The organism is Copranaerobaculum intestinale (genome assembly GCF_009831105.1).
Classification (GTDB): Bacteria; Bacillota_I; Bacilli_A; order Erysipelotrichales; family Erysipelotrichaceae; genus Copranaerobaculum; species Copranaerobaculum intestinale.
In genome coordinates, this window is the sequence record NZ_WUUQ01000002.1 from 684,321 (window position 1) to 709,948 (window position 25,628).

The following is a 25,628-nucleotide window of genomic DNA, read 5'->3' on the forward strand; positions in this document are numbered from 1 at the left end:
GTATCTTTTATCCTATAAAAAAGGGAACTTCAGCCGTTAACCAGCCGTTCCCTCAGTTTCTTCAATATTTTCTTTTCCAAGCGGCTCACCTGCACCTGTGAGACACCCAGTTTTTTAGCGATCTCCTCTTGCTTCAGCCCCAGTTCATAGCGATAGTATAGTAGCGTTTGATCTCGCTGATCCAGCGTTTTCATCTCCTTGCGAAGCGACATCGTCATCAGCAGCTGCTGCTCGTTGCTGGTGCCGACCTTATCCTCAAGATGGACGGCACTGCCGTCACTTTCATAAATTGGCTCATCAAAGGAATAGATAAATTGATTTGCTTCAAATGCCAGAATCACATCACTGACTTCAATCTGCATAGCATCGGCAATTTCCTGATAGGTCACTTCCCGTCCCTGCTGCTGAATCAGTTTATCCTTGACCTTCAGCATCTGCAAATAGCCCTCTTTTAAGGAACGGGATATCCGCATGCTTCCATCATCGCGGAAGAACCGCTTGATCTCACCCATGATGATCGGCACCGCATAGGTTGAAAATTTCACCTGATAGCTCATATCAAAGTTATTCAGTGCTTTCATCAAACCGATGCATCCAATCTGAAACAGATCCTCACGCGATACATTGCCGCGTGAAAACCGCTTAATGATTGCATAGATCAGCGGTGCATTCTGATTCACAAACAGTTCCTTGGCCGTTTCGTCACCTGCTTTTACTTTCGCAATCAGTTCTTCATTGCTGAGTGCTTTCATGCGTTCCGTGCAGTTTCTTTGTCATTTCCAGCTTGGTGCCCTTACCAATCCCGCTGGTGATATGGAATTCATCGGCAAAGGTATCCATAATCGTCATGCCCATACCGCTTCGTTCCAAATGCTCCTTGGTCGTAAACAGCGGCTGCATTGCCTGATCAATATCGGCAATACCACACCCTTCATCCTCAACCAGAATATGAATCGTGCGCTGATCATCATACTCCAGCTTCAGCGTGATGATTCCCTCCTGATTTTGTTCATACCCATGGATCATCGCATTCACAACCGCTTCTGCGATGATCGTTTTAATCTCCATGATCTCATCCACGCTTGGATTCAGCGGCATTAAAAAAGCAACTGCACTCGTGCGTGCAAACGCTTCATTTTCCAGTCTGCTGGGAAATGTTAATGTCATGTTATTCATAGTTTAACCCCGTTCCTTTCATGCTTCATAATCTGAAAGATACCTGACATGTGAAACAATGTCTGATTGGTTCTGGACAGATTGCAGATAATCAGCTCACTGTTCATCTTCCGCAGCTGCTTATAGCGTGCCAGCACAAAACCGATGCCGGTACTGTCCACAAAGGTAACGCCTTCAAAATCAAGCTTTACCTGCCGCGGCTTGTATTCATCGATCAAGGCTATACAGATATCCTTTAATCTGCTCACCGTCAGGTTATCCAGATCACCATAAAAATAAAAATACAGTGTTCCGTCAATATACTGATGTTTCATTGAAATCCCTCCGTTTGTTCATCTTATCATGAATTATTTCTCATATGGTCCGATTCGACAAAGGTAGAAAAAAACCGACAAAAAAAGCGCATGCCGCTGCATACGCTAAAACAGACTCTGATTCCATGACTGCATGAGAATATCCATATAGTCTAACGGCTCCACCCCATGATCCGCATACAGCTGCTCATGAATCACATAGCCGTCATCCATTTGAATCGTGATCGTAGCAATCACTTCTCCCTTCTGATAGGGAGGGTTTTCCTTAGTAATCTTTATTTCCCGACTTTTCTCTTTTGGCTCACTGCCTTTTTGAAACACATAGATCAGATCATTCTTGGTTTTTAAATTTACCTCTTTGGGTTTTCCGTTTGCGACCTTGCGTTTTTCAATCACCGTATCGGCCGGAATTAATACTCCTTGAGAAAATTGAGAAAATCCATAATCCAACATCTGCTTCGTTTCGGCATTGCGCACTTTGCTGGACGGCTCACCCATCACCACCGAAATAAGTCGAAGATTATCTTTTTTTGCGGTTACCGTAATACAGCTCAGCGCTTCCTGCGTAAATCCGGTTTTTAAGCCATCGACTCCGTCATATTGTTTTAAGAGCTTATTGGTATTGACCAGCCAAAATTTCTTGTCGCTGTCTTCTCGGATATAAGAATCATAGGTTGATGTTATTTTTAGCAGTTCATCGCCGCCTTCCTGAATTAAGGCCCTGGCAATTTTAGCCATATCCTCGGCACAAGAATAGTGCTTAGGGTCATGCAGACCGGTTGTATTGACAAAGTGGGTATTTGATAAATGCAAATCATTTGCCTTGTCGTTCATCATCTGCACAAAATGATCGTGTGTACCGCCAACCTTTTCCGCCATCGCAACCATTGCATCATTCGCACTCGCTATGCAAATGGATTTCACCATATCCTTGACGCTCATGGTTTCATTGACTTCTAAAAAAACCTGCGATCCGCCCATGGACGCCGCGAGCTCACTGGTCGTCACGGTATCATCCCACTTCAGCTTATTATCATTAAGCGCTTCAAAAATAAGCAGCAGCCCCATCATTTTTGTCATGGACGCGGGAAACAGTTTTTCCTTTTCATTCTTTTTAAAGATTTCTTTACCGCTTGTATACTCCATTAAGTATGCGCCCTTGGCACTTTTTGCCAGATCGATATCGGCCTTGGACTCGCCATGAATTGTCCATCCCATCATCGCGGTACTCATGACCAGCGCAAGCATTACCGTCAATATTTTCTTCATCTTTATCTACCTCAGTAGAGTTTATGAAGACTTTTTATCACTTATACATAAATATCCATGAATTCGACTGCTTTTTTATTTTATCGACTATCATACTGCACTGGTTTTAATATATAATTTATATGATAGATTTCATGAATGCTATTGAAAATATTAAATAAATCCTCTGCTTTCAATAAGTTATTTGTAAATTTAGCACGATAGCTGTTTTAACATATTCAGAAAAAAGCAGTCCTTATCATAGCGGACCGCTTTTGATATTTATTTGTTCAGCTGGCGTTTTTTTGTATAGAAACAGATAAAATCCAAAATAATCTGAGCTGCATACAGCGATGTTTGACCAGCATGATCGTATGGCGGAGATACCTCGGATAGATCAAATCCAACAACCTGTCCCTTACCGACAACAGCATAGATAAGATCGCTTACTTCTTCATACAGCAAGCCGCCTGGCTGTGGCGATCCCGTACCCGGACAAAGTGACGGATCTAATCCGTCAATATCCACTGTGATGTAATAGTATTTTGCTTCTGGTATTTTATTGATAATTGCTTCCATGCCTTCTTTGCGCAGCTGCGGCGTAGTGATCAGCGTACTGCCATAGGCTCTTGCTTCTTCAAAATCTTCTCTGCCACTGCTGCCGAGTCCTCTTAAACCAATCTGCATCATTTTACCAACATGCTTTAATTCTGAAGCACGGCGCATCGGCGAACTATGCGAATACTTGAATTCACCATAGGACTTTGTCCAGTCCAGATGGGCATCAAATTGAATCACGCATATATCCTCATACATGTCGAAGGCACGCATCACCGGAATGGTTGTCGTATGATCACCGCCGATGACCACCGGTACCGCGCCGGTACTGATAATTTTACGTACCGCCGATTCACAGTTATCAAAGGTTTGTTCATAGCTGCACGGAGATACATCAACATCACCGCAGTCGATGATTCGTTCACCCTGATCCATGAAATACATATCCTTCACCGGATCATATAGACCGTATAATCCGTCACAATAAATGGTTGATGCTTCTCTTACACCCCTTGGCCCAAATCGCGCGCCGCTCTTTGCGGATGCTCCGATATCATAGGGGAAGCCCAGTATCGCGATATCGTATCCTGGTTCCAGCTGATCCAAAGACGGACAGATTTCAGTCTTCATAAAGGATGAAATACCGGTAAAGGGAAGATTAAAAAAATTGCTGGGATTCGTTGTGAAATTGACGTTGGCATTCTTATTGGAGCTATTCATGTTAAACTCCTCCTTCCTAAGCTGATGATAGATATATTATAACAGAATTCTAAATATATCTGCTGGATGTTTTCCGTTATCATTCAGCCATAACCAAATTCATAGCAAGACCCTCGTTTATTTCTTGAAACTCCCAAATAATAGTTTGATTGTTTTTAGGTACAACCAACTGTTTCACAAACGGTACACAATTTTCTTCAAGGTATTTTTGTTCCAACGATTTGGTTCCATAGCGCCGAATAAAATAAGTGATGAAGGAGATCAAAATTCCGGCGATGGTACAAATCCATCCGATCCCCGGCAAAAGCGAAACAAATGCAAAGGAACCGATAATCGTTGGTAAAAATGTACTGATGAAAGCAAACCCGATGGTTGCTACCATCGCAATGCCATTTACAATTCCATTGATGACATTGAAAGCAGTAAGCCATCCTGCATAACCATATTTTGCCACATCGCTGACGATATCGCACACACATACAGAAAAAGCAAAAGCACTCATTAAACCACCGCAAAATTTCATCATTTTCGGCATTTCTTCCGAACTTTTCATAACACGTTCCCAAAACCCTTTACCTTCATTTGTCATAACATCAAGCTCTTGACTTTTCAGCGCCTGCGTGCCTTTTACAGAACCGGAACTGCTGCTGGAAAATTCTGACATCGCTTCGATGGATGTGCTATTCTTACACCAATTTCCATAAGCCTCATATCCGTTATTGAATATATCAACGATGCTGTATGAGAAGCTGAGGACTGCCGATGCCTGTTGAGAACTGCTCATTTCATCCCAGTTAACAAAGGTACTGATACTATTCCATATCATAAGACCCTGCGTAAGCATCAGCGCAGCGACACGAATTCCAATTCTAATCTTCGGGTGAGTTTTATAGAAATCATCAAGGCATTGAAATATTGTTCGATCCATTTCACCGGACACCCATATTTCAAACTCCAGTAAGGCTGCGGCAATATACGGGTAATAGTCTTCAGGTACCGTGATGATCTTATTTTTAAGCGCCTCGTCAATTGCATTCTTCAGATCCTGAAGCTCCGGCGTTAAAGTCTGCTCACCATAAATCCGTTTGATCAACTGCTTTGCCGCTAGCCCATAATATTGGTGGCGCTGATCTTCATTCATAACAATATCGGTCATGGTATCGGTCATGGTTTTATTCATCACGCAGCGATTCAATAAATGATAATATAGATCACTGCCCAGTGAAGTCAGATAGACCGTCGGCTCATCATGATCACTCATGCATAATGGACTGTTTTGAGGATTCACCATTTGTATACACTTATCCGGATACAGATAATTCAATAATATAACAAGATGCTGTAACCGCGATTGAATATCATGCGTGTACTCATCCAGCATTAGTCTGGCCAGTTCTTCATATAAAGCATAATCATGTACCTGAAACGCCCATTTCTTAGCTTCTGATAAATACGGTTTAATTTCAGGAATGCTTTGAAAATATACCATTCCATATAAGCGATCAGTCAGTTTTTGATAAGCCGGTTCATTACAAAAAGAAGTGGCCTCATGGCCATTATAATATCCATCCAATCGTTCTTTATGGAATTCTATATCTTTAATCAAATAAGAGTATTCATAATCTCCAGCCGCCAAAATAGAGCTAAGACAGGCTTCATAATAATGACCGACCAAAAGTGTTTTCACATCCGGATTCGCATCTACAAAATCAACCATTTCCTGTGTGATATCCGAACCGATATGGGGGCGGTCGGGATTTCCGATATATGTTATCTGATCATCATCGATGTAGTAAAGCATTAAATTATGCAAATAGCTGGAAAAGTTTGTATTAACTGCTTCAACATTTGGCATCGGCACCATAAATAGACTTTCTACATAAAGCGGCGTCTTTTCGTTTAGATATGTAATCCGCTGGTCGTCAAATACTGTGGGCATAGCTTCCCCTGCCGAATGAATCTGCCTGCGGATTTGCCGCTCCCGCTCACTCATCACATAGCTTCCGCTTACGCGCATACTCGCTGATTCGATAAAGCTGGCTTCCTCCGAATGCCAGGCACTGCCATACATTGACATAAGGTCATCAGCAAGTGTAACATCATAGAACGAAAAGTTTTGATATCCTTCTAATCCATCAAACATCGTTCCCTGAATATGAAGGCTATTCCCTTTCCCCTCACAAAGATGGCTATATGCTAGATTTACATTCGAATGAAGCAAGTGCAGCTCCATCGTTTCAATGAGGCTTCCGTTCTCCATGCGGCTGCCAAGACATAATTCATATTCTTGTTGCTGCTGATCATCTGTAAATGTCATGATATATTTAGAATCACATGATGCTTTAAATACATGAACTCCGGTTTGATCGAGAAGTACACCACCCAACAAACGTGAATGATTCAAAGATACAATCCGTCCACAGCGCTGATATGCCGGCTGATCCCAATAGAGGGAGTCCTCCTTGACGATCGTTGATACCGGCATTTGATCGATATAAACCGTCTGATTGATACATGCCATTGCGAATGGAACATGCTCATCATCGGAATAGATCGTTAGGTCATAGCATACATTCGAATTCCATTTCATATCAGTTTTTCCCTTCCATTTCCACAAGTATTTCTGTGATCATATGCTTAGCGGATTCACCAAGCAGAGCTTCCCATAACGAAACCTGAGTGAGCAGCTTATCAATGACCGCATGTCGTTCAGCTTCTGCCAGATCAGCGATCCTTCGCTTCAAATAAGCAAGTGTAAGCTGTGGATATGCCAGCAGGCAGGGATAACCATTTGCATAGTAAGAATGAAAGCCGTCATAAACATGAAGATCGTAGCAACAGGCATGCTTTGTATTTTCTGTGATGTGTATCCGTTCTACCACAACTTCATGCGGTTTCCCTTGATCATCAAGCTTGATAATACGATCACCTATTTTCAAAGTCTTTACTTGAAATTCCGGACAGATCATATTGGTGGCTGCCGGCTGTGGTGCACACCAGCCCCGCTGGGTCATGATCGCATGATCCAAAGACATAAACGGAATATCCTCATTGACCGCGTATAGAAATGCAACCTGATGATTTTGGACCAATTCATCAGAAAGATAGGACTCACTTCCCTGTACATTTAATATCATATCATTCTTGCTTGTGCATTCGATTGGCACACATGTCCCATTCTTCAATCGTATTAGCGTACCAGCCAGCACACAGCCACCGCTTTCCTTTTTGTAACAGCCGTTGGCATCACCCGTGCTTTTGACCCACGCAACTGCTGCTTCACCATAAAAATGTTCATCATAGGCTCGCCTCGTGATAACTTCACCGCCGCCATATGCTTGATAAGCATCATGATGAACCGTTCTACAGCTTTCACTGTAGCGCTTGACATCTTGATTCATGGTTTTATAGATTGACATATCTTTTCCCAATTCATTGACAAATAATGTTGGCCAGTCATAATCCTTCAGATATTCATCCAGTTGATATACTTTACAAAAATTCGCATCGAACATTTTCCAATTTTCAAGAACTCGATCAGCAGCTGCATCATTGTGACAGTGCAGCATCAATAATAACACTTTAAAACGCCATATTTTGGTAATATCCGATTTATACATATTAAAAAATAAACGCTGCGAGATTGCAGCCTCAAACGACGGATCAATTACATAAGGCTTCAAGCCGTAAGCATAATAGCCGGTCACGGCAATTTTTTGATAATACTGTTTGAAAACCAGTTCTTCGTTCTTACATTCACTGAATTTTGCCTTGATATCCTCCACGCTGCAATTCGTGACAATTTTTTGCACTTCCTCATAACTGCTTTTGCTGATGAGATAAGCGGTATAACGCACCGCCAGTTTCACCAAATTCTGATAATCGCTGTCGGCGGCAGATGCATATGCAATGTCAACAGCTGTTCCGCTGCCATTATAAAAAGTACTGCCGGTGCTGCAGTCAATGTATTTCAGAATGTATATCATTTCCTTACGAAATACATTTCCCAGTTCTCCTGCCCGCAAGAGTTGATTCATCAATTCACTCGTATTCATAAATCCTCCTTTTTGCTCATTTGAGTGCTGATGCTTATCGTTTGCTTTCGGCGCTCATCCGCCTTTTGCATAATTTTCCAGTTTCTTCCATTTCATTATACATGCAAATGTTGTAATTATGTTAATAATGAAAAAATTCTGTCAAAATTTAGACAGAATTTTTAATATTTATAAGATTTTTTCAATTAAAGATACAGGTTTTGCTTCTTTTTCATTGATCACAAAGGTTTGATAGAAATCTTCTATCCAATCCGGTGTCAATGTTTGATTACTATGAATAACCGCTAATGGTTCATCCAAAGAAACCTTATCTCCTACTTTCTTAGAAAGTACGATACCGACCGCGGGATCTACCGGATCTTCTTTTACCATTCTTCCTGCACCTAAGCGCATGGCTAGATTACCAAGTTCCAACGCCTTGACATCATGGACATAACCAGCCTCACGACTCTTGATTTCAATCGTCATGGCCGCGGCTGGTAAGGTTTCCGGGTGATCGATCTGGTTCACATCACCATGCTGCCATTCCACCATTTCACGCAGCTTTGCCAAAGCACTGCCGTCTTCAATCGTTTTCAGCAGCATCGCTCTTGCGGCCTCCTGATTATCCGCCAGCTTCGCCTGTTCCAGAATGACGCTGCCTGCCCCCAAGCACAGCTCCATAAAATCGCTTGGTCCTTCCCCTTTCAGGGTTGCGATTGCCTCTTTTACTTCCAGGGCATTACCGATTGCATCACCCAGCGGTTGATTCATATTGGAAATCAGTGCCCTCGTATCTTTACCCAGTTTTTTACCGATGGAAATCATGGTACTGGCGAGCTCTTCGGCAGACGCAGAATCCGGCATGAACGCGCCTTCTCCGTATTTAACATCCAACAAAATGGTATCGGAACCGGCGGCAAGCTTCTTTGACATGATACTGCTGGCAATTAACGGAATGCTATTGACTGTCGCTGTAACATCACGAAGTGCGTACAGCTTCTTATCCGCGGGTACAACTTCACCGGTCTGACCGATCAGTGCAATACCGATTTCATTAACCTGCTTGATGAATTCCGCTTCACTCAAGCCGATCTGAAAGCCGCTAATCGACTCCAGTTTATCTAATGTTCCTCCCGTATGACCGAGCCCGCGTCCTGACATCTTAGCTACCTTTGCATGACACGCCGCAACCATCGGCATCAATGACAGCGATGTTTTATCTCCCACTCCGCCGGTGGAATGCTTATCGATTTTAATACCGTCAATGCTCGATAAATCAATCACATCACCGCTGTGCAGCATTGCCGTTGTCAAAGCCGTGATCTCATCAATGCTCATCCCCTGAAAACAAATAGCCATCAACAGGGCGCTCACCTGATAATCGGGGATTTCATTCGCGACATAACCGCGAATGAAAAATTGAATTTCTTCTTCGCTCAACGCTTCCCCCTGCTTCTTTTTTTCAATGATATCTACAAAACGCATAAAAATTCCTCCTCACCGTTCAAAGGTTTTTATCTGAAAACCACGCATTGATTGACATGAAACTTGTCTCAATGCCGGATCAAGCTCGGGAAAAAAAGTATCTCCCGCGTAAGCACCGGGAATAACCGATAAATACAGGCGATCAATATACGGCATTGCCTGTTCATAAATGGATGCTCCGCCGCTTATGATCAATTCTGCTTTTGAGTTTCGATGCTCATTCAGCAGTTTAAGCAGGTTATCACAGCGTTCATCCCCTTCAAAAAGCATAAGATCGTGATGCGTCACCACAATCACTTTTCTTCCGGTTAGCTGTTTGGGCAGATGACGATACGTCGTCGCCCCCATTACCAGCGTATGTCCCATGGTTTTATCTTTAAACCATTTCATTTCATCCGAGATATGCCAAGGCATTACGCCATGACTGCCAATTATCCGATTTTCAGCCATGGCTGCGATCGCACTTATCATATCTGCTTCAATGCTGTCAGTTCAGCTTCATCCAAGTATCGCCAAGCTCCCGCATCCAGCGATTCATCCAATGTCAGTGATCCCATTGTCAAACGCTTCAAATATAGTACTTCATTATCAACTGCCTGCATCATCCGTTTGACCTGATGATATTTACCTTCTTCAATTGTCAGCAAATACACTGTTTCCTTCAGCTGTTCGATCTTGGCCGGCAGACACTGTTCACCCTGATCGATGAGGATACCGGCCTGGATGCGTTTAATTGCTGCTTCCGTTAATTCCTCACGCACATGAACTTCATACGTCTTTGCCACATGATGACGCGGTGATAAAAGACGGTGCGCCAATGCCCCATCGTTGCTGATGAGCAGCAGACCTTCCGTATCAATATCCAACCGTCCGATTGGGAAACAATCCGGCGGCAGAATATCATCAATCAAATCCATCACTGTTTCGTGAAGAGTATCCTGCGTTGCGCTGATTACGTCCCGCGGTTTATTCAGCATGATATACACCTGAGGATCATATTGCAGGATTTCATCATCGATCCGTATTTCATCACGATCCTCCTGAATATTCAAGCCTGCTTTTAAGACGATTTCACCATTTACCTGAATCCGTTTCGCACGAATCATTTTCTTTACTTCATTACGAGTAAACAAACCGCTGTTTGCTATGTACTTTTCAATTCTCATCATACGTGATGTTTCTTTCCTTTCGACCCAATATGGAAAATTGTCTGTGGCAGTTGGAAGCACCAAGTGATGCCTAAGTAAACTGCTATCGCCAAAAGTCCGCTGACTCCCAGTTCAATCAAGCCGATAATCCGGCCGGCTGTATAAGGACGAAATCCAATGAATTGTAATCCCCAAGCAACTGCCCAAATCCCCAAAACACCAATCAGCATCAATACAAATTTACGTACAGTATACATCCATCTGACATGAAATCGCGTTGACAGATGATATGCATTGATCAACAGGCAGACAAGCATCGCTGCCACAGATGACAGCACCGCTCCAGGAAATCCGAATTTTGCCAGCAAAATATAGGTAATCGAGAGCTTCACAATCGTATAGACGCCTAAACTCTGCAGATTCTTTTTACGCAGACCTCCCGCCATCATCAGGGAGTTGATAACCGGCAGCACAGTACTGAAAAATCCCTCCAGGGCAAACCAGGACAGCAAATGTGCATTTAAATCCAGATTTGTAGAACCGAACATGACATAATAGATCGGCTTTGCAAAAACAAACAGACAAAACGAAATCGGCAGCGCAAGATACAATACGCTGTCAAGGCAGTCACTGATGTGCTTTCGCACTCCACGATCATCATGAGCAGCCAAAGATCTAGTTATGTAAGGGATAATGGCAATACTGAAGCCAGGTGCCAATACCATTGGAATTGATAATAATTTATTGATGTTGGCATATACCGGTCCGGTAATATTCATAATTTCCTTTGAAGTCATCCCAAATGCGCCTAATCCAGACGGTAAAAAGAACGTGTTGATGATCATGTCACTGTATCCCAGCACAGCAGAAAGCAGGTAAGGAACAGCAATGAGTATCATTTCGCGAATCAGCTCCCGTTTATCCTCATTGGACGCTGCTGTCTGCTCAACAGCCAGCTTTTCCAATTCGGGAATTCTGGTTTTATCGCGATGGGCAAATTGGATAATGGCAAATATCGCTGCTACAGTAGTCGAGATAACACCGAAATAAACAGCCCAAATCCGTTCCTGATGAAAGACATATACAGCCAGCGCACTCATACCAAGCAGAAAAACTACGCGGCTGATCTGTTCCAGTATCTGATTGGCAGCATATATATCCATTTCATTCAGGCCCTGATAAAAGCCTCGCATCGAGCTTAATATGGCTACAAAGAATAAAGCAAACGATAAGACGATCAATACATTGCGCATCGTTGTCACATACTCTGGACCAACTACCAGTTTCGCAAAGATACCGGATGTCAATAACAAAAACAGGGTGGTAACAGCCCCGACAACGATCATCAGCCGGCTGGCAAGCCGCTTGACTAAAAGCGAGGTTCGATAGTCTCCGCGCATCATATATTTGGATACCATCGTTGCAACCGCAAACGGAAAACCGCTGATGGATATATTCAATACATAGGAATAAATATTATAGGCAGTTCCATAATAGGTTAGATTTTCTGTAGTTTGAATAATCGCATTAAACGGTACTACATAAATAATACTGATTACTTTAGAAATAAAAATACCGGCAGTGGTAATCAGCCCGCCGGCGATGATGGACTGTTTCGTTTTACTCATAATCATTCTTCTCCCGTCTCATTGCTGGTATCTTTCTCATAATTCTTATCGGTTTGAGACGTTTTCTGCTTTGCTTTTTTTTCATCATAGGAAAAATTGAAAAAAGCCTTTGAGGTATTCAGTTTAGCATAATCCTTCCAGGTTACCATGACCTGTAGGGTAAATGTATTCTTTTTAGTATAACCATTCAGCTGAATCCCTTTATGAAAACCTCGCTTGGCATTCACTTGAAAAGGTATCATATTGTATACGGCATCTTCATCATCGATAATACCTAGATTTGGCATCATATCGGTGGTATTCACTTTTGTGGAATCCACGATGATCGCCTCAATATCATACATTGCAATCTGCGGCTTATCGATCGTAACCGTATATTCATACTCGCCGTTTTTTGCTTTTGTTACATCCAGGTCATATCGAAACGGTATATTCTGTGACACGGCACCTTTATTATCCTCTACCGTCTGAATGTACTCGTTGTATTTTTCTTCCCGCTCCCGATCACTCAGCCCGCCGGCGGAACATCCAGCCGTAAGTCCTGCAATCATCAGCATAAGTAGGAATTTGCGCATGCAATCACCTCTTCGCTATTATAACACACTTTCGATTATTCCTATATGAAAAATAACGACCGTAATGGTCGTTATTTACTGCAGTTACACTGGAAGGATTTACATTCTGTCTCATGGGAAGTATTTGGCAGGATGCAGTTATCGCAGCTCACTGAAATTTTTTCTGCGCAGCAATGATTCTCTTTGTGAAACTTACAAGAATGTACGCTGCAAAGAATTTCCGTCTTATTGTTCATTGGGACACCTCCTACATCTTATTGTGGAGTCAATCCAGCGATTTATCCAAATAGACGAGGAGGGCTGAGAAACAATAAATCTGTTCATCCTCCACCGCGGTTACCGCTGTGGAAAAGCTGATGTCGATCAATTCATACGCTTGATTTTCCTGAAGAAAGGAATTGATAGCATCGGTTAAATCATCTTCATGTTCCTCATCAAATACTTTTACCTGCACCATTTCTGATCACCGTATTCATTATAAACGAGGCGTACATGCAAAGTATGTCAGATTAACGCATACCAGTGATCAAGTTCCTTTTGCATTGCTTCATCAACCGGGGTCAGCGGCAGCCGCAGCTGATTGAGACATAACCCTTCCTTTTGAAGCAGATATTTCAGCGGACCAGGACTGGCTTGTTTAAATAATAAATCAGCTAGTGCTTTAAACGCCTGATCTTGTTCATCCAAATCCACCGAAGTATCAAAGAGTGTCAGATAATTTTTCAAATCTTTCATATTAAGATGACCCATGACAGAAATAATACCGCACATTCCGGCTTCCAGCCCTTCCTTCAGATAGCCGTCCTCGCCAGAATATACCTTGAAATCAGGTCGAATGCTCTGTACCTGATGAACAATGTCCAAATCATGTGATGCCTGCTTCAAAGCTACGATTTGATCGAAATCCCCAGCCAGATGACAAAGCGTATCTCCAGTGATGGATATTCCGGTACGTCCCGGCACATTGTATACCATGATCGGCAGCTTGGTGCTGGATACAATTTTTGCATAATGTTCATAAAGTCCTTGCTGGGAAGGCTTATTGTAATACGGCGTGACGATCAATAGGCCGTCAATATTGCGATGCTCAACCTGCTTTACAAATTCACATGTCGCAGCCGTATCATTACTGCCGCAGCCAAACCAAATCTGGCCGCGACCGCGGGTACGTTCAATCACATAATCCAGAATATCTAATTTTTCCTGCATAGAAAGCGTCGGGGATTCTGCGGTGGTTCCGCATACGATAAATCCATCACAGTTTTCTTCCAATAATTTATCAATGATACGTCCCAGCGCATAAAAGTCGATATACAAATCCTCATCAAAGGGAGTTATCAGCGCGACTAATGCTTCTCGTTTCATATATGCTTCTCCTCATAACCTCTTAAAAGCGGCTGAAGCTGCACCTGTTCCATCGCAGAATCTAAGGTATCCTCTGTAAACTCCCACTTTGCTACAATACTGGTCGGTTTATTGAATGGTGAATCCTGTGCAAAGGGTATGGCATAAATGTGCTTCGTTGCCAAAAGACGCATCAGATTTACACCGGAGATTCCCAATCCGTCATTCGTCGCAATACCGATGACAATATCCTTGTTGTTGCGGATCATTGCCTTCGCTGCCAAGGTAACCGGGCTATCATAAATACCATTTGCCAATTTTGCGCATACCGTAGCCGTCATCGGCACAATACACATGATATCGTAAGCATTGGATGGACCTACTTTCTCCGCTTCAACGATTGTTGACATGACCTTATGACCACTGATGCGCTCCACCGCTTTGATGAAGTCATCACGCTCAAAAAAGCGGGTGGACAAGGTGTTGACATTTTCGGTTACAACGACCTGCACATCGTTGTTAGCAGCCAATCTCGTAAGCTGATCCAACGCATGCTGATGGTTACAGAACGATCCGCATATTCCCATTAATATATGCTTGTTTTTCATGATTTCAATTCCTCCCGTATGGTTTCCGCTATGATATTGCCGGCGCTTTTCCATGCATAGATGGCCGGCAATGCCTTTGCCTTGATCAACTGGATGCCGCACAGCATTGCATCCTTCTCATCAATCAGTGCACCGCTGGCAATATCAATGATCAGCGGCGAAGGGTTCCAGCTCTCCATAAGCCTGCGGTCAATAATTTTTGCCGGGGCTGTATTGATGATAACATCTCCGCAGCCTTCAGCTTTCCATTCATCTATTGAAATACTGTCTGGTTCCCCCTGACAGACTCGTCGAACAATTCGTGTCGGAACCTCCAGCGCTTTCAGCCACTTCACAATTTCCTTTCCGCAGGTACCATAGCCGATGACATCTACCTGACAGTCCTTAATCGATTTTGCCGTGTGATCGATTAACAGACAAAGTGTTCCCTCCGCTGTCAGAACGGCATTTTGTTCTATTAGACGAGCATGCTCCATATAGAAGTCACAGTCATACGCCAGCTCCTTGATAAATGCATTCGGCAGTCCACAGAATACCTTAGTATGGTCACCTAAGGAAGCCCAAAATGACATAGGGATTGCCAGCTGCTGACCCTTAATCGTCATGATACCTTTATCATCAGGCCCAAACATCGGCAAAACCAGCACATCCGGTATGGTTAATTTATCCATATTCGTAAATTCATTGATCAGATACGTATCATATGTTTTACAGAGATTAAAATACACCGCCTGCATTCTTTGATCACTATTTACAACGGCTATTTTCACAATGATCCTCTCCTTTTTACAGGCTATACTATGTGCAAACACCCAGAGTGTTAAAGAAAGATGCAAAAGAAAAAGGAACAGCATATTCCTGTTCCCTCATACAGCTCTGTTTCATTTCACTGTTAACGGTGTGCTTTAAACATTTGTTTTATTGTTTGATTACATAGTAATTGCGTTTTCCGCGCTTGATCAAGGTACAGCTATCAGCCAAGGCGTTTGCTTTTGTAACGATGAATTCTCCATCCTGTACCTTTATTCCGTTGACCTGAATAGAACCCTGTGCTATCCATTCTCTGGCTTCACGCTTACTGGAGGCAATCTTTGCCTGTACCATCAGCTCCAGCAGTGATAACGCATCCGGTAGTTCAATCTTTTCAAAATTGTTAAATGCATCCGCTGCTTCATCCTCACTCAACTCGAGAATATTACCTTTGAAGAATGCATCGGTTATTTTCAGTGCCTTATTCAGCTCGGCATCCCCATGCAGAAACAATACCACTTCGCGAGCCAATGCCTTTTGAGCTTCACGCTTATGCGGTTCACTTTTCACTTTTGCTTCCAGATCATCAATCGTTTCTTTGTCTAAGAAAGTCAAACGCTTTAAGTAATCGATAACTTTTTCATCCTCGGAATTTACCAGAAACTGATACATTGCGTACGGTGAGGTCATATTTCGATCAAGCCATACGGTTCCCGACTCACTCTTGCCGAATTTTGTACCGTCTGCTTTCGTGATCAATGGCATAGTCAAACCATAGCATTCAACATCGGCACCGTGCTTTTTACGAATCAGTTCCAGTCCTGAGGTGATATTCCCCCACTGATCCTGACCACCCAGCTGCAGAGTGCAGTTATGGGTTTCATATAGGTGCAAAAAATCAAGTGCCTGCAAAATCATATAAGAAAATTCGGTATAACTGATGCCGCTGTCAAGCCGGCGCTTGACTGTATCTTTATTGATCATATAGTTAATGTTGAAATGCTTGCCGTAGTCACGCAGGAAATCAATCACGGTGATATCCTTGGTCCAGTCAAGATTGTTGACCATCTCAAAACCAAAAATCGCATCAATCTGTTTACGCAGACAATCATAGTTATGCTGAAGCCGTTCCTTTGTCAGCATGGAACGTTCACCGGTCGCTTTCGGATCACCGATAAAACCGGTTGCCCCGCCGACCAGCATGATCGGGTGATGGCCATGCTCCTTTAAACGCTTTGCCATCAATAAAGATGACAGATGACCGATATGCAGACTTTCACCGGTTGGATCTGTACCGATATAAAAAGTCAGTCCTCCCTCGTTCAGCTTTGCTTCCAGTTCCGGGCTAGTCATATCATTAATCAGACCGCGCCATTTTAATTCATCAAACAATTTCATAACATTTCCTCCTAATATAAAAAAACGTCCTTATCCAAGGACGCTAAAGATAACGTGGTACCACCTTAGTTCATATCGCTTATGACATGCACTCTCACGTTGATAACGGAAACCGCTCCGATACTGCTTTTGACAGTATGCTCCAAGGTGTATTCACTGAGCTTTGCGTATCGATTCTCACCAACCATCGATTCTCTTGAACGAAAGGATTCAGCTACTCTTTCTTATCTTCACTTTAATATCTAGTATATCCTATACCAAAAAAAAGTCAACAAGATTTCCTGTTTGATCAATATTCAGGAATGACAAACAATACATTTCAACCGTTATCTGATTTCAAATCATAAAAAAGACATGATGCTTGATCATGTCTTTATCAGTGCTTATTTCGTTGACTGGCGCGGCGTATAAATGTAGCTTAATTCAATTTCTTTATCAATGACCTCATCATCCTCTTTCAGCATCTTGGTCATTACTCGCATCGCTACTGCCCCCAAATCATAATCCGGAATCTTAAATCCGGTGATCTGCGGTCTCGCCATCGCGTTATACTTACTATCAAGGATACACACCACTTCCATATCATCGGGAATCATCAGTCCGTTTTCTTTTGCGGAATTCAAAACAGCCATTGCCTGCGAATCACGATATGTGATAACCAGCTGATGTTTATGCGTTTTGAAATATTCTTTCAGATACAGATATGAAGAACGATATTCCTTAGGAATCTCAACAAAATTGTCAAAAGTCAATCCCTTATCTTCCATTGCATGCTGCAATCCATCATTCAACTGCTTCAGCATTGCCGGATTTTTACGATCCTCAATCAAAGCGATATCAGTGATACCCTTTTCAAGATACTGCGCAGCAAACTCATAGATCAATTTTGCATAGTCTACGTAAACCGATCCAATTGTTTCATCGCTCATACGGTTTCCAATTACCACGATCGGCACCTGATAGCGTGTCAGCGTATTCAGCTCATCTTTGCATAATTTATCATTGAAAATGACCACACCGTCAACACGAGACTTAATGATCGTTTCAATGATATCATTCATTTCCGTGATTCCTTCGGTCGTCGTATGCAGAACGATGTTGTATTTATAAATCTTTGCAACATCGATCAGACCATTGATGATTTGTCCGGTATAAAAGAAACTCGCCTCTGGAACAATCAATGCGATGGTCGTTGTTTTCTGCAAAGCCAGCCCCTGCGCGATTGCATTCGGTTTATAACCAAGCTTCTCAATCGCTTCCTGTACTTTTATCCGCGTATCTTCACGAACCACTTCTGACCCATTGATAACTCGGGATACAGTGGCTAGTGAAACATCCGCCTCTTTCGCGACATCGTATATTGTTATGCGTTTCATATGCGTACCTCTCTATTCTTCCGGTTTATTTTTATCATCCGGATATATGTCTGTTTTCACCTCGATAACTTCAGGTTCTTCTTCATGCTCCTCCAGCACTTTCTTTAAACTATCATATGCGCTGGATGCAATATGCAGCGTACCTCGTTTTACTTTTTTTACGGTTTCTTTCACCCGTTCATCCTCTTTCACCTGATGAACCTTTGTACTGACATCATTCATTACCTTTTGCACATTCTCGTGCTGTATGACGTCCTGAACACCGCTTGAGATTTTATTGCCGATATGTTTAGACGCAGCTTTTACGGTTTCTTTTCCGCTTTTCACTTTATCATTTTCATTCACCTCGGCCACAGCGACTTTTACTTTCTGAATCAGCAGGGCTGTCTCCAGCTTTACTTTTTCCTTATATGCCGCAACCTTATCCGGATCATGATTCTCTTTCAGCCATGCTTTAAAATCAGCAAATAATACTGTTACCTCTTCTGTAAATTCATCCAGAATTTTGCGTTTTTCCTCATTATCATGTTCATCGTCGACATGAATGATATGATATCTTGCTTCTTCTTCCATTGTTTCCGCTTCCTTCATATTCTGGTCTTCCATGCCTGATCGCCTCTTTTCTTAGTTATTCTGCTCCTGTTTCCTCATCTGCCGGATGACACGATTTTGTTTCATCCTCCTGCTTTGCCGTACGCAGCACCCAGTTTTTTATCGACGAAAAATTCTCGATGATTGCCACCAATGTAGAACGTACTACATTCTTGGACATTTCATGCACATTATCCACCGTTTCACTAAGCTCATTCAAAGTGTTCAAAGGTTTATCCAAAGCATTTAATTGTCGATTTGTGATTTTTAATGTCTCATCCGCGGTATCTGCCGCCTGCTTTGCCGACACCAGAAGCTGGATCAAACGGCGAAAAAATATAATCAGAAACACCAGCAGTATAGCGCCTAAAATCGGTAAGCATTTAGAAGCTACCGCACTGGTTAATTCCAACAGCTGATCTAAACCCATATGAACACCTCCACTATATATTACAACAGTTTGAAACCCATTACAATACTATTGAAAACTTTTTACAATGTTTTTAAATTTATAAATATCCTTGCTGCTCATAAACAAATAAACAGCCGGACCGCGCTTCGCAAGCTCACTTGCGGCTTCTTCATCTTCCTGAATAACGCGGACATTTTCCATGCGGTCGGCAAGATCTTGGATCGTAATATCAATTCCCGCTTCCTTCGCAGCATTTTTTGGAAAATGACAAAGATAAACTTCATCCGCTTCATCAAATGCCTTGGCAAATTCATCCATAAAATAAAATATACGGGAATAACGGTCCGGTTTAAAAACGGCAATTAATTTTTTATCCGGAAAGCGCGTCCTTGCTGCTTCAATCGTTAAGCGAACCGCAGTTGGATGATGAGCATAATCATCAATATAAACATTATCGCCATTCACTTCAATATTGAAACGACGCTTTACTCCCGGAAAGCTGGCAAGTGCATCCTGCAGCTGCTCAGCCGAAATACCCTCCATGATTCCAACCGCTATTGTTCCAAGAGAGTTCCATAGGAAAGGTTTCCCCACAAACGGAAGTTTAAAACTGCCAAAGAAAGAATCGTGGAGATAGACATCGTAGCTGGTTCCTTCGCTGTTTTCCACCACATTGCGCGCCTGTACATCATTTTGGTCGTGCAGTCCATAGAACAGATGATTCACATGCAGATTTAATGATCTGGTATTTTCTTCATCACCGAACAGCACGACTCCTTTTTTTACCTGATTGGCAAACTCTTCAAAAGCACTGATATAATCTTCGATATCGCGGTAATAGTCAACATGATCCAGTTCAATATTTGTGATGATCGCATAATCCGGATGATAGGCTAGAAAATGCCGCTGATACTCACAGGATTCCAATACAAAGTACCGGCTGTCCTTCGGCATTTCTCCGGTTCCGTCACCGATCAGATAACCGCTTGGGGCAATTTGCTGCATCACATGTGCCAGCAGCCCGGTCGTGGTTGTCTTGCCATGAGTGCCGGCTACGCTGATTGACGTATAGTCCCCAACCAGTTTACCCAAATATTCATGATAGCGGTAGCAGGTTACTGAGGGCATGGAACGCGCCTGCTTAACTTCTGGATGATCTTCACCAAATGCATTTCCAATAATGACTGTACTGTTTTCTTGAATATTCTTCGGATCGAAAGGATAGATTGGAATATTTCGTTCTTCCAGCGGTTTCTGAGTAAAAATATATTTATCGATATCCGAACCGGTTACCGTTTCTCCCAAATCCGCAACAATCTCTGCCAGAGATGCCATTCCGCTTCCCTTTATGCCAATAAAATGTATCATGACCTTCTTCGCTCCTTATTCTTCTTCATCGATGGCAAATACATGTTCTTCATCACTTGCTTTGATAGCTTCTTCTCCTCCGAACAAAGAGAACTGCATAACATCATCATTGTCATCGTCATCATCCTCCGCCAGCAGATCCTCCAGCGGCATATTTAATATATCCTCGTGAGATGGTTCATCCTTACTAACTGCTTCGCTATTATCTATGATGCTGCGCTTTTGAGCGGCGGTTACCGCCAATTTTTCCTTCGCCTGATCTTCCATTTCCTCTAATTCGGTTGCACCGTACATAGGGGAAATGATCGTACCCAGAGGATTTTTTTTCTTCACCCGAACAACCGGAGAATCCTGATCCATTTCCTTTCGTGCCTCAATATCTTCCTTTGTGCCGAAAATCGGTGAAATTACCGGAGAAAACTCATAATCACGTTTGGTATCCATCCGCGGTGTACTCGAAGCAACAGTACGAGGAGAATGTTTGGGCTCATCTAAATCAATAAATCGGTTTTTCTGTTTCCCATCCGATTCCGTACGTATTGATTCATTTGTCGCCTGCGGTTTGCTTACCGGTCGTTTTGCCTTTACCGGTTCTTCCTTGACCGGCTTAGCCATTGAATTTTGCTTCATCGGTTTTTTCTCTTCTTTTTTCTCAAAGACAGGTGATGAAAGACTTACCGCTTCCAAAGGTTCTTCAATCAGTTCCTCTTCCTCTTCTTCAAATAAAAACTTTAGTATATTTTTAAACATGGTGTTTCTCCCTTTCCGCAAAAAATGAAGCTCCGATCTGATAAGTGTCATCAAGAATCAAAAGGCCTTTTTGTTTTTCTTCAACTAAGCCAAGCTCCCATTCACTGCACAGCATACCATGCGATACAGCGCCTCTTAACTTACCGTCGCGAATCAATCGGCCATTCGGCATTACGGCATTATTTAAAGCCGCCGGTACATAAATTCCAGGTGCAGCATTGTGAGCACCGCAGACGATCTGAAGCACTTCCGCTCCGACATCAACCTGACAGATATGCAGATGATCGCTGTCCGGATGATCCTCCATACGGATAACATGCCCTACTACGATACGCGGGGTAAAGTCATGCTGAAGCGGTTCGAATCCCACCGCCTGCAAACCCCCATTCACGCTGGCAAGCAACTCCTCGCTCATCGGCAGATAGCCGTCCCTTCCCGGATATTCAGCTTGACTGATATTATAGCCGAGCAGTTCACCTTTCTTATTATACATAGCAGTAACATTGCCTATGGACTTTGTCGAAGCTACTGTATCTTCATCGTTTACCTTTATCAGTAACAGGCCGGGAAAAGCCCGATCATTTTTAAAAACGCGGATAATATCTTTACTTTTTTCAATACTCATTTTAAGCCTCCCAAAAACGCATCAATTTCCGCTTCGGTCTTTCGTTGTTTAGGAACAAAACGGCCGATCTCGGCTCCGTTTTTAAACGCGACAAAACTGGGAATTCCCAAAATCATCAAATCTACACACAAATCCATCCATTGATCACGATCCACATAGACAAAATGATACTGTGTATATTTCTTCAATAAATTTGGCAGAAATGGTTCCAAGAAACGACAATCCGGACACCAATCCGCCGAGAACGTGAAAACACTGATCGTCTCTCCTTGTTTAATTTCTTCAAATTGTTTCAATGATTCTAACTTTGGCATATCTGTTTTCATAATCATTTCCTCTCTTATTTCGGTGATTCCGTTTCCCGATAATCCTGATCGATCAGAAAGCCTTCTTCGGCATAGCGGCCATTCAGATAATTCAAACTATCCTTACGGTTCTGCTCCGCTTTTTTCAGCGAAAAATCAGCGACGATCTGTTTCTTATCATATTCAATAGACTGCATGATCTTCATCATTGCAGTTACTGCCGGCTTTATTTCTGCTGCGGGAATCAGCGCGTAGAAATCCACGATTGTTCCATTTAAATGAAGCAGATACTGCTTTCCATCTAAGGTCTGAATAAAAAGCTCATAGGGAAAATATTGATTATTACCATTTTTATAAATTCCCTGATACTGCATATTTCCGCTTTTATCCTTTTTCATCGTAATGCTTTGTTTTTGCTGCTTGCTCACCGACGTAAGCGATAAGCTTTTTGATTTACTAGACTGTTCTTTTTTATCTAATTCTCCATTTAAATAAAAACGGTCAATGATGATTGCCGAAGCATTGAAATTCATGATAATTTCAAACCCATCCTTACGGAAAACCTCACTAAGCGGGGTACTTTCTTTTTTTCCTACCTCGCCGGGAAGATAGTAATTATAATATTTTTTTGTCATGGTTGCGGTAGGTCTGGCATGATTCTGCGTGCTCTTTTTCAGTAAACTGCGTATTGCATCGCTGTCAATATCCACGCGGGCACAGCCGCTTAGAAGCAATAGTACAGCACTGAGAAGCAAGGCTTTTTTCATGTCATCCCTCCTTTAAAAAACTTCATATATCTTGTTTTATTATATCATTATTTTTTATGAAATAATCAATAAAATAACAAATCTGCCTATTCAGGCAGATCATGATTGTGACTTGGCACATTCCATATTGCACGATAGATTGGCTGGCCTTTTTCCATAAAGCGACGTTCGTATTCTGTAATGACATCTTCATCATGTGGTTCACGGCGAAAATCAACGCTGACATCGTAAAGCTCCCAGCCCTCTGCCGCAAATTCCAGCAGACTGTATTCAAACAGCGCGCTGTTATCTGTTTTCATAATAATTTGCCCCTTATCGCTTAAAATCCGCTCATATTTTTTCAGAAAACGGCTGTTGGACAAACGGCGCTTGGTCGTTCGTTTCTTGGGCCAGGGATCCGAGAAATTCAGATGAATGGCATCTACTTCGCCCGTTTCAAACCAGGCGTCGATCTGCTCTGCATCACCCCATATAAAGCTCATAGCTTCACTGTGCATCGATTCTTCAAACTTGCGGACGCTCAAGCCAGCCGCACTTTCATTTTTTTCGATACCGATCCAGCCGATCTGAGGATACAGAACTCCCATACCGACCCAGTAATCACCTTTGCCGCAGCCAATCTCAACATGAAGTGTTTCACAATTCAGCTGCTGTTTCCATCGTCCCGCAAGCTGAGCAGGTTCATGTGCAACCACCTCTGCCTGCATCAGCAGATTGTGAGCCCATTTCAGTTTACGCATTCTCATCGATTATGCACCTGCCAGTTTTTCCAAGGCTGCCGCATAAATACCAATAGAAAGCATCAATTCATCTAAATGAACGCCTTCGTCTTCCTGATGCGGTCCGCCAACAAAAATATCTGACGGCTTTGGATTTGGAAACTCCGGACCATACGCAACAAAATTATCGAAATTACGGGCATATGTACCGCCGCCGATAGTCATGATCGGCGTGAATTGATCTTGACTGTAAGCACGATATGTATCCTCCAGTGTTTTCACCAGCTTTGAATTCGGATCGACATACAAAGGCGCCTTGTCATTGCCAAGAGTTAAATCAAATGTCAAATTCTCTGCATCCAGCTTATCACGAATACCTTTTAAGATCGTATCCTTATCCGTATCGTTTGGATAACGGATATCAATTACGACATGTATGCCATTCTCATCCAGCTCCACGACACCTGTATTCATGGTTAAAAAGCCCATAACGGCTCCTTCTTTATAAATATCGCATGGTTTCCCCTGCCAGTCGCAAAGGGTTTCATACAGACTATTGCATGTCTTATCATGAAAAGCCGTACCGACAAAATTCAGGATATGCAACGCCGCATTGACGCCTAGATACGGCATTGCCGCATGAGCTGCCTTTCCTTCCACAAAGATATGCGCACGCTCCTGATCAAGCTGTTCTACATGACCTTTAAGCTGATTCGTATCCAAATAGAATTGAAATACACTGTTCATATGAGCATTCCAGCCGCGGATGATCGCATCTGCTTTGCCAATGACAATATTGGGACGCTCACCGGCATGTATCGATTCAATTACCGTTTTTTGTTTGCCCTTCAAATCGACCACCAAAATACCTTTTTCTCCATAGATCAATGGAAAATTCGCATCGGGTACAAATCCCATGGTCGGAATCTCTGCATGTTCTTTATAGTAATGCATACAAGCCATTCCGCTTTCTTCATCACAGCCGTAGATCAGCATAATCTTACGCTTCAAAGGAATCTTGCTGTCTTTGATCAGCTTCAACGCATAAAAGCCAGCCAGTCCCGGACCCTTGTCATCCAATACGCCGCGGCCAAACATAATGCCATTTTCAATTTCACCGCCCAGCGGATCTTTACTCCAGCCCTCACCAATCGGAACAATATCCAGATGTCCTAAGACTCCGACGCTTTCTTCCCCTTCTCCAAATTCGATCACGCCGGCATAGCCATCGATATCCTTTACCGTAAAGCCTTCCCGGCGGCCCATTTCCAGCATCGTATCCAGTGCATCCCGACAGCCTTTGCCAAACGGCATGCCTTTCGCTGCCTCTGCTTCATTCTTCAAAGAAGGAATACGGATCAGGGAACGCAGATCCTCTATAAAAGATGTTTCATATTGTTTTGCTTCATCTAACCATTTCACAGTCATCACCTCTGGTGATTATTCTACCACAAGTTATGCTTATACTCCAACGTGATTACGATATTCTTGCATGCTTTTTTCAGCCTGTACCCTTCATACCGTAAAGCATCAAATTCCTGTGCCCGCCGATATATCTCATAAGCATTCAAATTTTGCCCGTAATATATACCCACAACAATATTGATTATTATACTTATGTCACCTTCCAAATACTAAATGATTAATACTGTATGATGTGCGCTGCCAATAAAGTTATCTTCATCTTCATTCCTGTTGTATTTCTTTAGACTCATACATAATACAA

At 42.6% G+C, this 25,628-nt stretch carries 28 protein-coding genes and 1 other annotated feature; all 28 genes read right to left on the reverse strand.

Annotated features, from left to right (window positions below; all coding sequences use genetic code 11):
- Positions 1 to 29: 29 nt before the first annotated feature.
- Positions 30 to 752 carry a sigma-70 family RNA polymerase sigma factor gene (locus GSF08_RS08150; protein WP_160625314.1) on the reverse strand — a complete coding sequence of 241 codons (723 nt, stop codon included), beginning with the start codon at positions 750 to 752 and terminating at the stop codon, positions 30 to 32.
- A complete protein-coding gene (gene spoIIAB, locus GSF08_RS08155; RefSeq protein WP_160625315.1) occupies positions 733 to 1,176 on the reverse strand; it encodes an anti-sigma F factor in 444 nt (147 codons plus the stop codon). The genes GSF08_RS08150 and spoIIAB overlap by 20 nt, the downstream gene beginning before the upstream one ends.
- Positions 1,173 to 1,490, reverse strand: a complete 318-nt coding sequence (locus GSF08_RS08160; protein WP_160625316.1) for an anti-sigma factor antagonist — start codon at positions 1,488 to 1,490, stop codon at positions 1,173 to 1,175. The genes spoIIAB and GSF08_RS08160 overlap by 4 nt, the downstream gene beginning before the upstream one ends.
- Positions 1,491 to 1,595: 105 nt before the next feature.
- Positions 1,596 to 2,759, reverse strand: coding sequence for a D-alanyl-D-alanine carboxypeptidase family protein (locus tag GSF08_RS08165; protein ID WP_160625317.1), 1,164 nt, complete (start codon positions 2,757 to 2,759; stop codon positions 1,596 to 1,598).
- A 261-nt stretch (positions 2,760 to 3,020) separates the two neighbouring features.
- The gene (gene speB, locus GSF08_RS08170; protein ID WP_160625318.1) at positions 3,021 to 4,016 is read right to left on the reverse strand and encodes an agmatinase; all 996 of its coding nucleotides are present in this window, start codon (positions 4,014 to 4,016) and stop codon (positions 3,021 to 3,023) included.
- A 79-nt stretch (positions 4,017 to 4,095) separates the two neighbouring features.
- Positions 4,096 to 6,606: an MFS transporter gene (locus GSF08_RS08175; protein WP_160625319.1), complete on the reverse strand. Its 2,511-nt coding sequence runs from the start codon at positions 6,604 to 6,606 to the stop codon at positions 4,096 to 4,098.
- 1 nt (position 6,607) lies between these two features.
- The gene (locus GSF08_RS08180) at positions 6,608 to 8,071 is read right to left on the reverse strand and encodes a hypothetical protein (RefSeq protein WP_160625320.1); all 1,464 of its coding nucleotides are present in this window, start codon (positions 8,069 to 8,071) and stop codon (positions 6,608 to 6,610) included.
- Positions 8,072 to 8,239: 168 nt separating this feature from the next.
- Positions 8,240 to 9,538 carry a pyrimidine-nucleoside phosphorylase gene (locus GSF08_RS08185; protein ID WP_160625321.1) on the reverse strand — a complete coding sequence of 433 codons (1,299 nt, stop codon included), beginning with the start codon at positions 9,536 to 9,538 and terminating at the stop codon, positions 8,240 to 8,242.
- Positions 9,539 to 9,550: 12 nt separating this feature from the next.
- The gene (locus tag GSF08_RS08190) at positions 9,551 to 10,009 is read right to left on the reverse strand and encodes a dihydrofolate reductase (protein WP_160625322.1); all 459 of its coding nucleotides are present in this window, start codon (positions 10,007 to 10,009) and stop codon (positions 9,551 to 9,553) included.
- Positions 10,006 to 10,707 carry a pseudouridine synthase gene (locus GSF08_RS08195; RefSeq protein ID WP_249805968.1) on the reverse strand — a complete coding sequence of 234 codons (702 nt, stop codon included), beginning with the start codon at positions 10,705 to 10,707 and terminating at the stop codon, positions 10,006 to 10,008. The genes GSF08_RS08190 and GSF08_RS08195 overlap by 4 nt, the downstream gene beginning before the upstream one ends.
- Positions 10,704 to 12,314 carry an oligosaccharide flippase family protein gene (locus GSF08_RS08200; protein WP_249805970.1) on the reverse strand — a complete coding sequence of 537 codons (1,611 nt, stop codon included), beginning with the start codon at positions 12,312 to 12,314 and terminating at the stop codon, positions 10,704 to 10,706. The genes GSF08_RS08195 and GSF08_RS08200 overlap by 4 nt, the downstream gene beginning before the upstream one ends.
- A gap of 2 nt (positions 12,315 to 12,316) precedes the next feature.
- Positions 12,317 to 12,889 (reverse strand): hypothetical protein, encoded by a 573-nt coding sequence (locus tag GSF08_RS08205; protein ID WP_160625324.1) that lies wholly within the window; start codon positions 12,887 to 12,889, stop codon positions 12,317 to 12,319.
- Between the two features lie 71 nt (positions 12,890 to 12,960).
- The gene (locus tag GSF08_RS08210) at positions 12,961 to 13,125 is read right to left on the reverse strand and encodes a DUF1540 domain-containing protein (protein WP_160625325.1); all 165 of its coding nucleotides are present in this window, start codon (positions 13,123 to 13,125) and stop codon (positions 12,961 to 12,963) included.
- 29 nt (positions 13,126 to 13,154) lie between these two features.
- Complete coding sequence (locus GSF08_RS08215; protein WP_160625326.1) at positions 13,155 to 13,346, reverse strand: sporulation protein Cse60; 192 nt, start codon at positions 13,344 to 13,346, stop codon at positions 13,155 to 13,157.
- Positions 13,347 to 13,393: 47 nt separating this feature from the next.
- Entirely contained in the window at positions 13,394 to 14,254 is an 861-nt protein-coding gene (gene dapA / locus GSF08_RS08220) for a 4-hydroxy-tetrahydrodipicolinate synthase (protein WP_160625327.1), read from the reverse strand.
- Positions 14,251 to 14,841 carry a dipicolinate synthase subunit B gene (locus GSF08_RS08225; RefSeq protein ID WP_160625328.1) on the reverse strand — a complete coding sequence of 197 codons (591 nt, stop codon included), beginning with the start codon at positions 14,839 to 14,841 and terminating at the stop codon, positions 14,251 to 14,253. Before GSF08_RS08225 ends, dapA begins: the two co-directional genes overlap by 4 nt.
- Complete coding sequence (locus GSF08_RS08230) at positions 14,838 to 15,611, reverse strand: hypothetical protein (protein WP_160625329.1); 774 nt, start codon at positions 15,609 to 15,611, stop codon at positions 14,838 to 14,840. Before GSF08_RS08230 ends, GSF08_RS08225 begins: the two co-directional genes overlap by 4 nt.
- Positions 15,612 to 15,759: 148 nt before the next feature.
- Complete coding sequence (gene tyrS / locus GSF08_RS08235; RefSeq protein WP_160625330.1) at positions 15,760 to 16,989, reverse strand: tyrosine--tRNA ligase; 1,230 nt, start codon at positions 16,987 to 16,989, stop codon at positions 15,760 to 15,762.
- Positions 16,990 to 17,022: 33 nt separating this feature from the next.
- Positions 17,023 to 17,229: a binding site (T-box leader), on the reverse strand.
- A gap of 143 nt (positions 17,230 to 17,372) precedes the next feature.
- Positions 17,373 to 18,365 carry a LacI family DNA-binding transcriptional regulator gene (locus tag GSF08_RS08240; RefSeq protein ID WP_160625331.1) on the reverse strand — a complete coding sequence of 331 codons (993 nt, stop codon included), beginning with the start codon at positions 18,363 to 18,365 and terminating at the stop codon, positions 17,373 to 17,375.
- A 12-nt stretch (positions 18,366 to 18,377) separates the two neighbouring features.
- Positions 18,378 to 18,971 carry a hypothetical protein gene (locus tag GSF08_RS08245; RefSeq protein ID WP_160625332.1) on the reverse strand — a complete coding sequence of 198 codons (594 nt, stop codon included), beginning with the start codon at positions 18,969 to 18,971 and terminating at the stop codon, positions 18,378 to 18,380.
- 22 nt (positions 18,972 to 18,993) lie between these two features.
- Positions 18,994 to 19,386 carry a histidine kinase gene (locus GSF08_RS08250; RefSeq protein WP_160625333.1) on the reverse strand — a complete coding sequence of 131 codons (393 nt, stop codon included), beginning with the start codon at positions 19,384 to 19,386 and terminating at the stop codon, positions 18,994 to 18,996.
- A gap of 48 nt (positions 19,387 to 19,434) precedes the next feature.
- On the reverse strand, positions 19,435 to 20,736 hold the full coding sequence (gene murC, locus GSF08_RS08255; RefSeq protein WP_160625334.1) for a UDP-N-acetylmuramate--L-alanine ligase: 1,302 nt from the start codon (positions 20,734 to 20,736) through the stop codon (positions 19,435 to 19,437).
- 15 nt (positions 20,737 to 20,751) lie between these two features.
- On the reverse strand, positions 20,752 to 21,486 hold the full coding sequence (locus GSF08_RS08260; protein WP_160625335.1) for a hypothetical protein: 735 nt from the start codon (positions 21,484 to 21,486) through the stop codon (positions 20,752 to 20,754).
- Entirely contained in the window at positions 21,479 to 22,111 is a 633-nt protein-coding gene (gene ytpR / locus GSF08_RS08265; RefSeq protein WP_160625336.1) for a YtpR family tRNA-binding protein, read from the reverse strand. Before ytpR ends, GSF08_RS08260 begins: the two co-directional genes overlap by 8 nt.
- Positions 22,108 to 22,437: a thioredoxin family protein gene (locus tag GSF08_RS08270; RefSeq protein ID WP_283809455.1), complete on the reverse strand. Its 330-nt coding sequence runs from the start codon at positions 22,435 to 22,437 to the stop codon at positions 22,108 to 22,110. Before GSF08_RS08270 ends, ytpR begins: the two co-directional genes overlap by 4 nt.
- A gap of 14 nt (positions 22,438 to 22,451) precedes the next feature.
- The gene (locus GSF08_RS08275) at positions 22,452 to 23,183 is read right to left on the reverse strand and encodes a hypothetical protein (RefSeq protein WP_160625337.1); all 732 of its coding nucleotides are present in this window, start codon (positions 23,181 to 23,183) and stop codon (positions 22,452 to 22,454) included.
- 86 nt (positions 23,184 to 23,269) lie between these two features.
- Positions 23,270 to 23,929 (reverse strand): tRNA (guanosine(46)-N7)-methyltransferase TrmB, encoded by a 660-nt coding sequence (gene trmB, locus GSF08_RS08280; RefSeq protein ID WP_160625338.1) that lies wholly within the window; start codon positions 23,927 to 23,929, stop codon positions 23,270 to 23,272.
- A gap of 3 nt (positions 23,930 to 23,932) precedes the next feature.
- Positions 23,933 to 25,324, reverse strand: coding sequence for a dipeptidase PepV (pepV, locus tag GSF08_RS08285; protein WP_160625339.1), 1,392 nt, complete (start codon positions 25,322 to 25,324; stop codon positions 23,933 to 23,935).
- Positions 25,325 to 25,628: the final 304 nt, after the last annotated feature.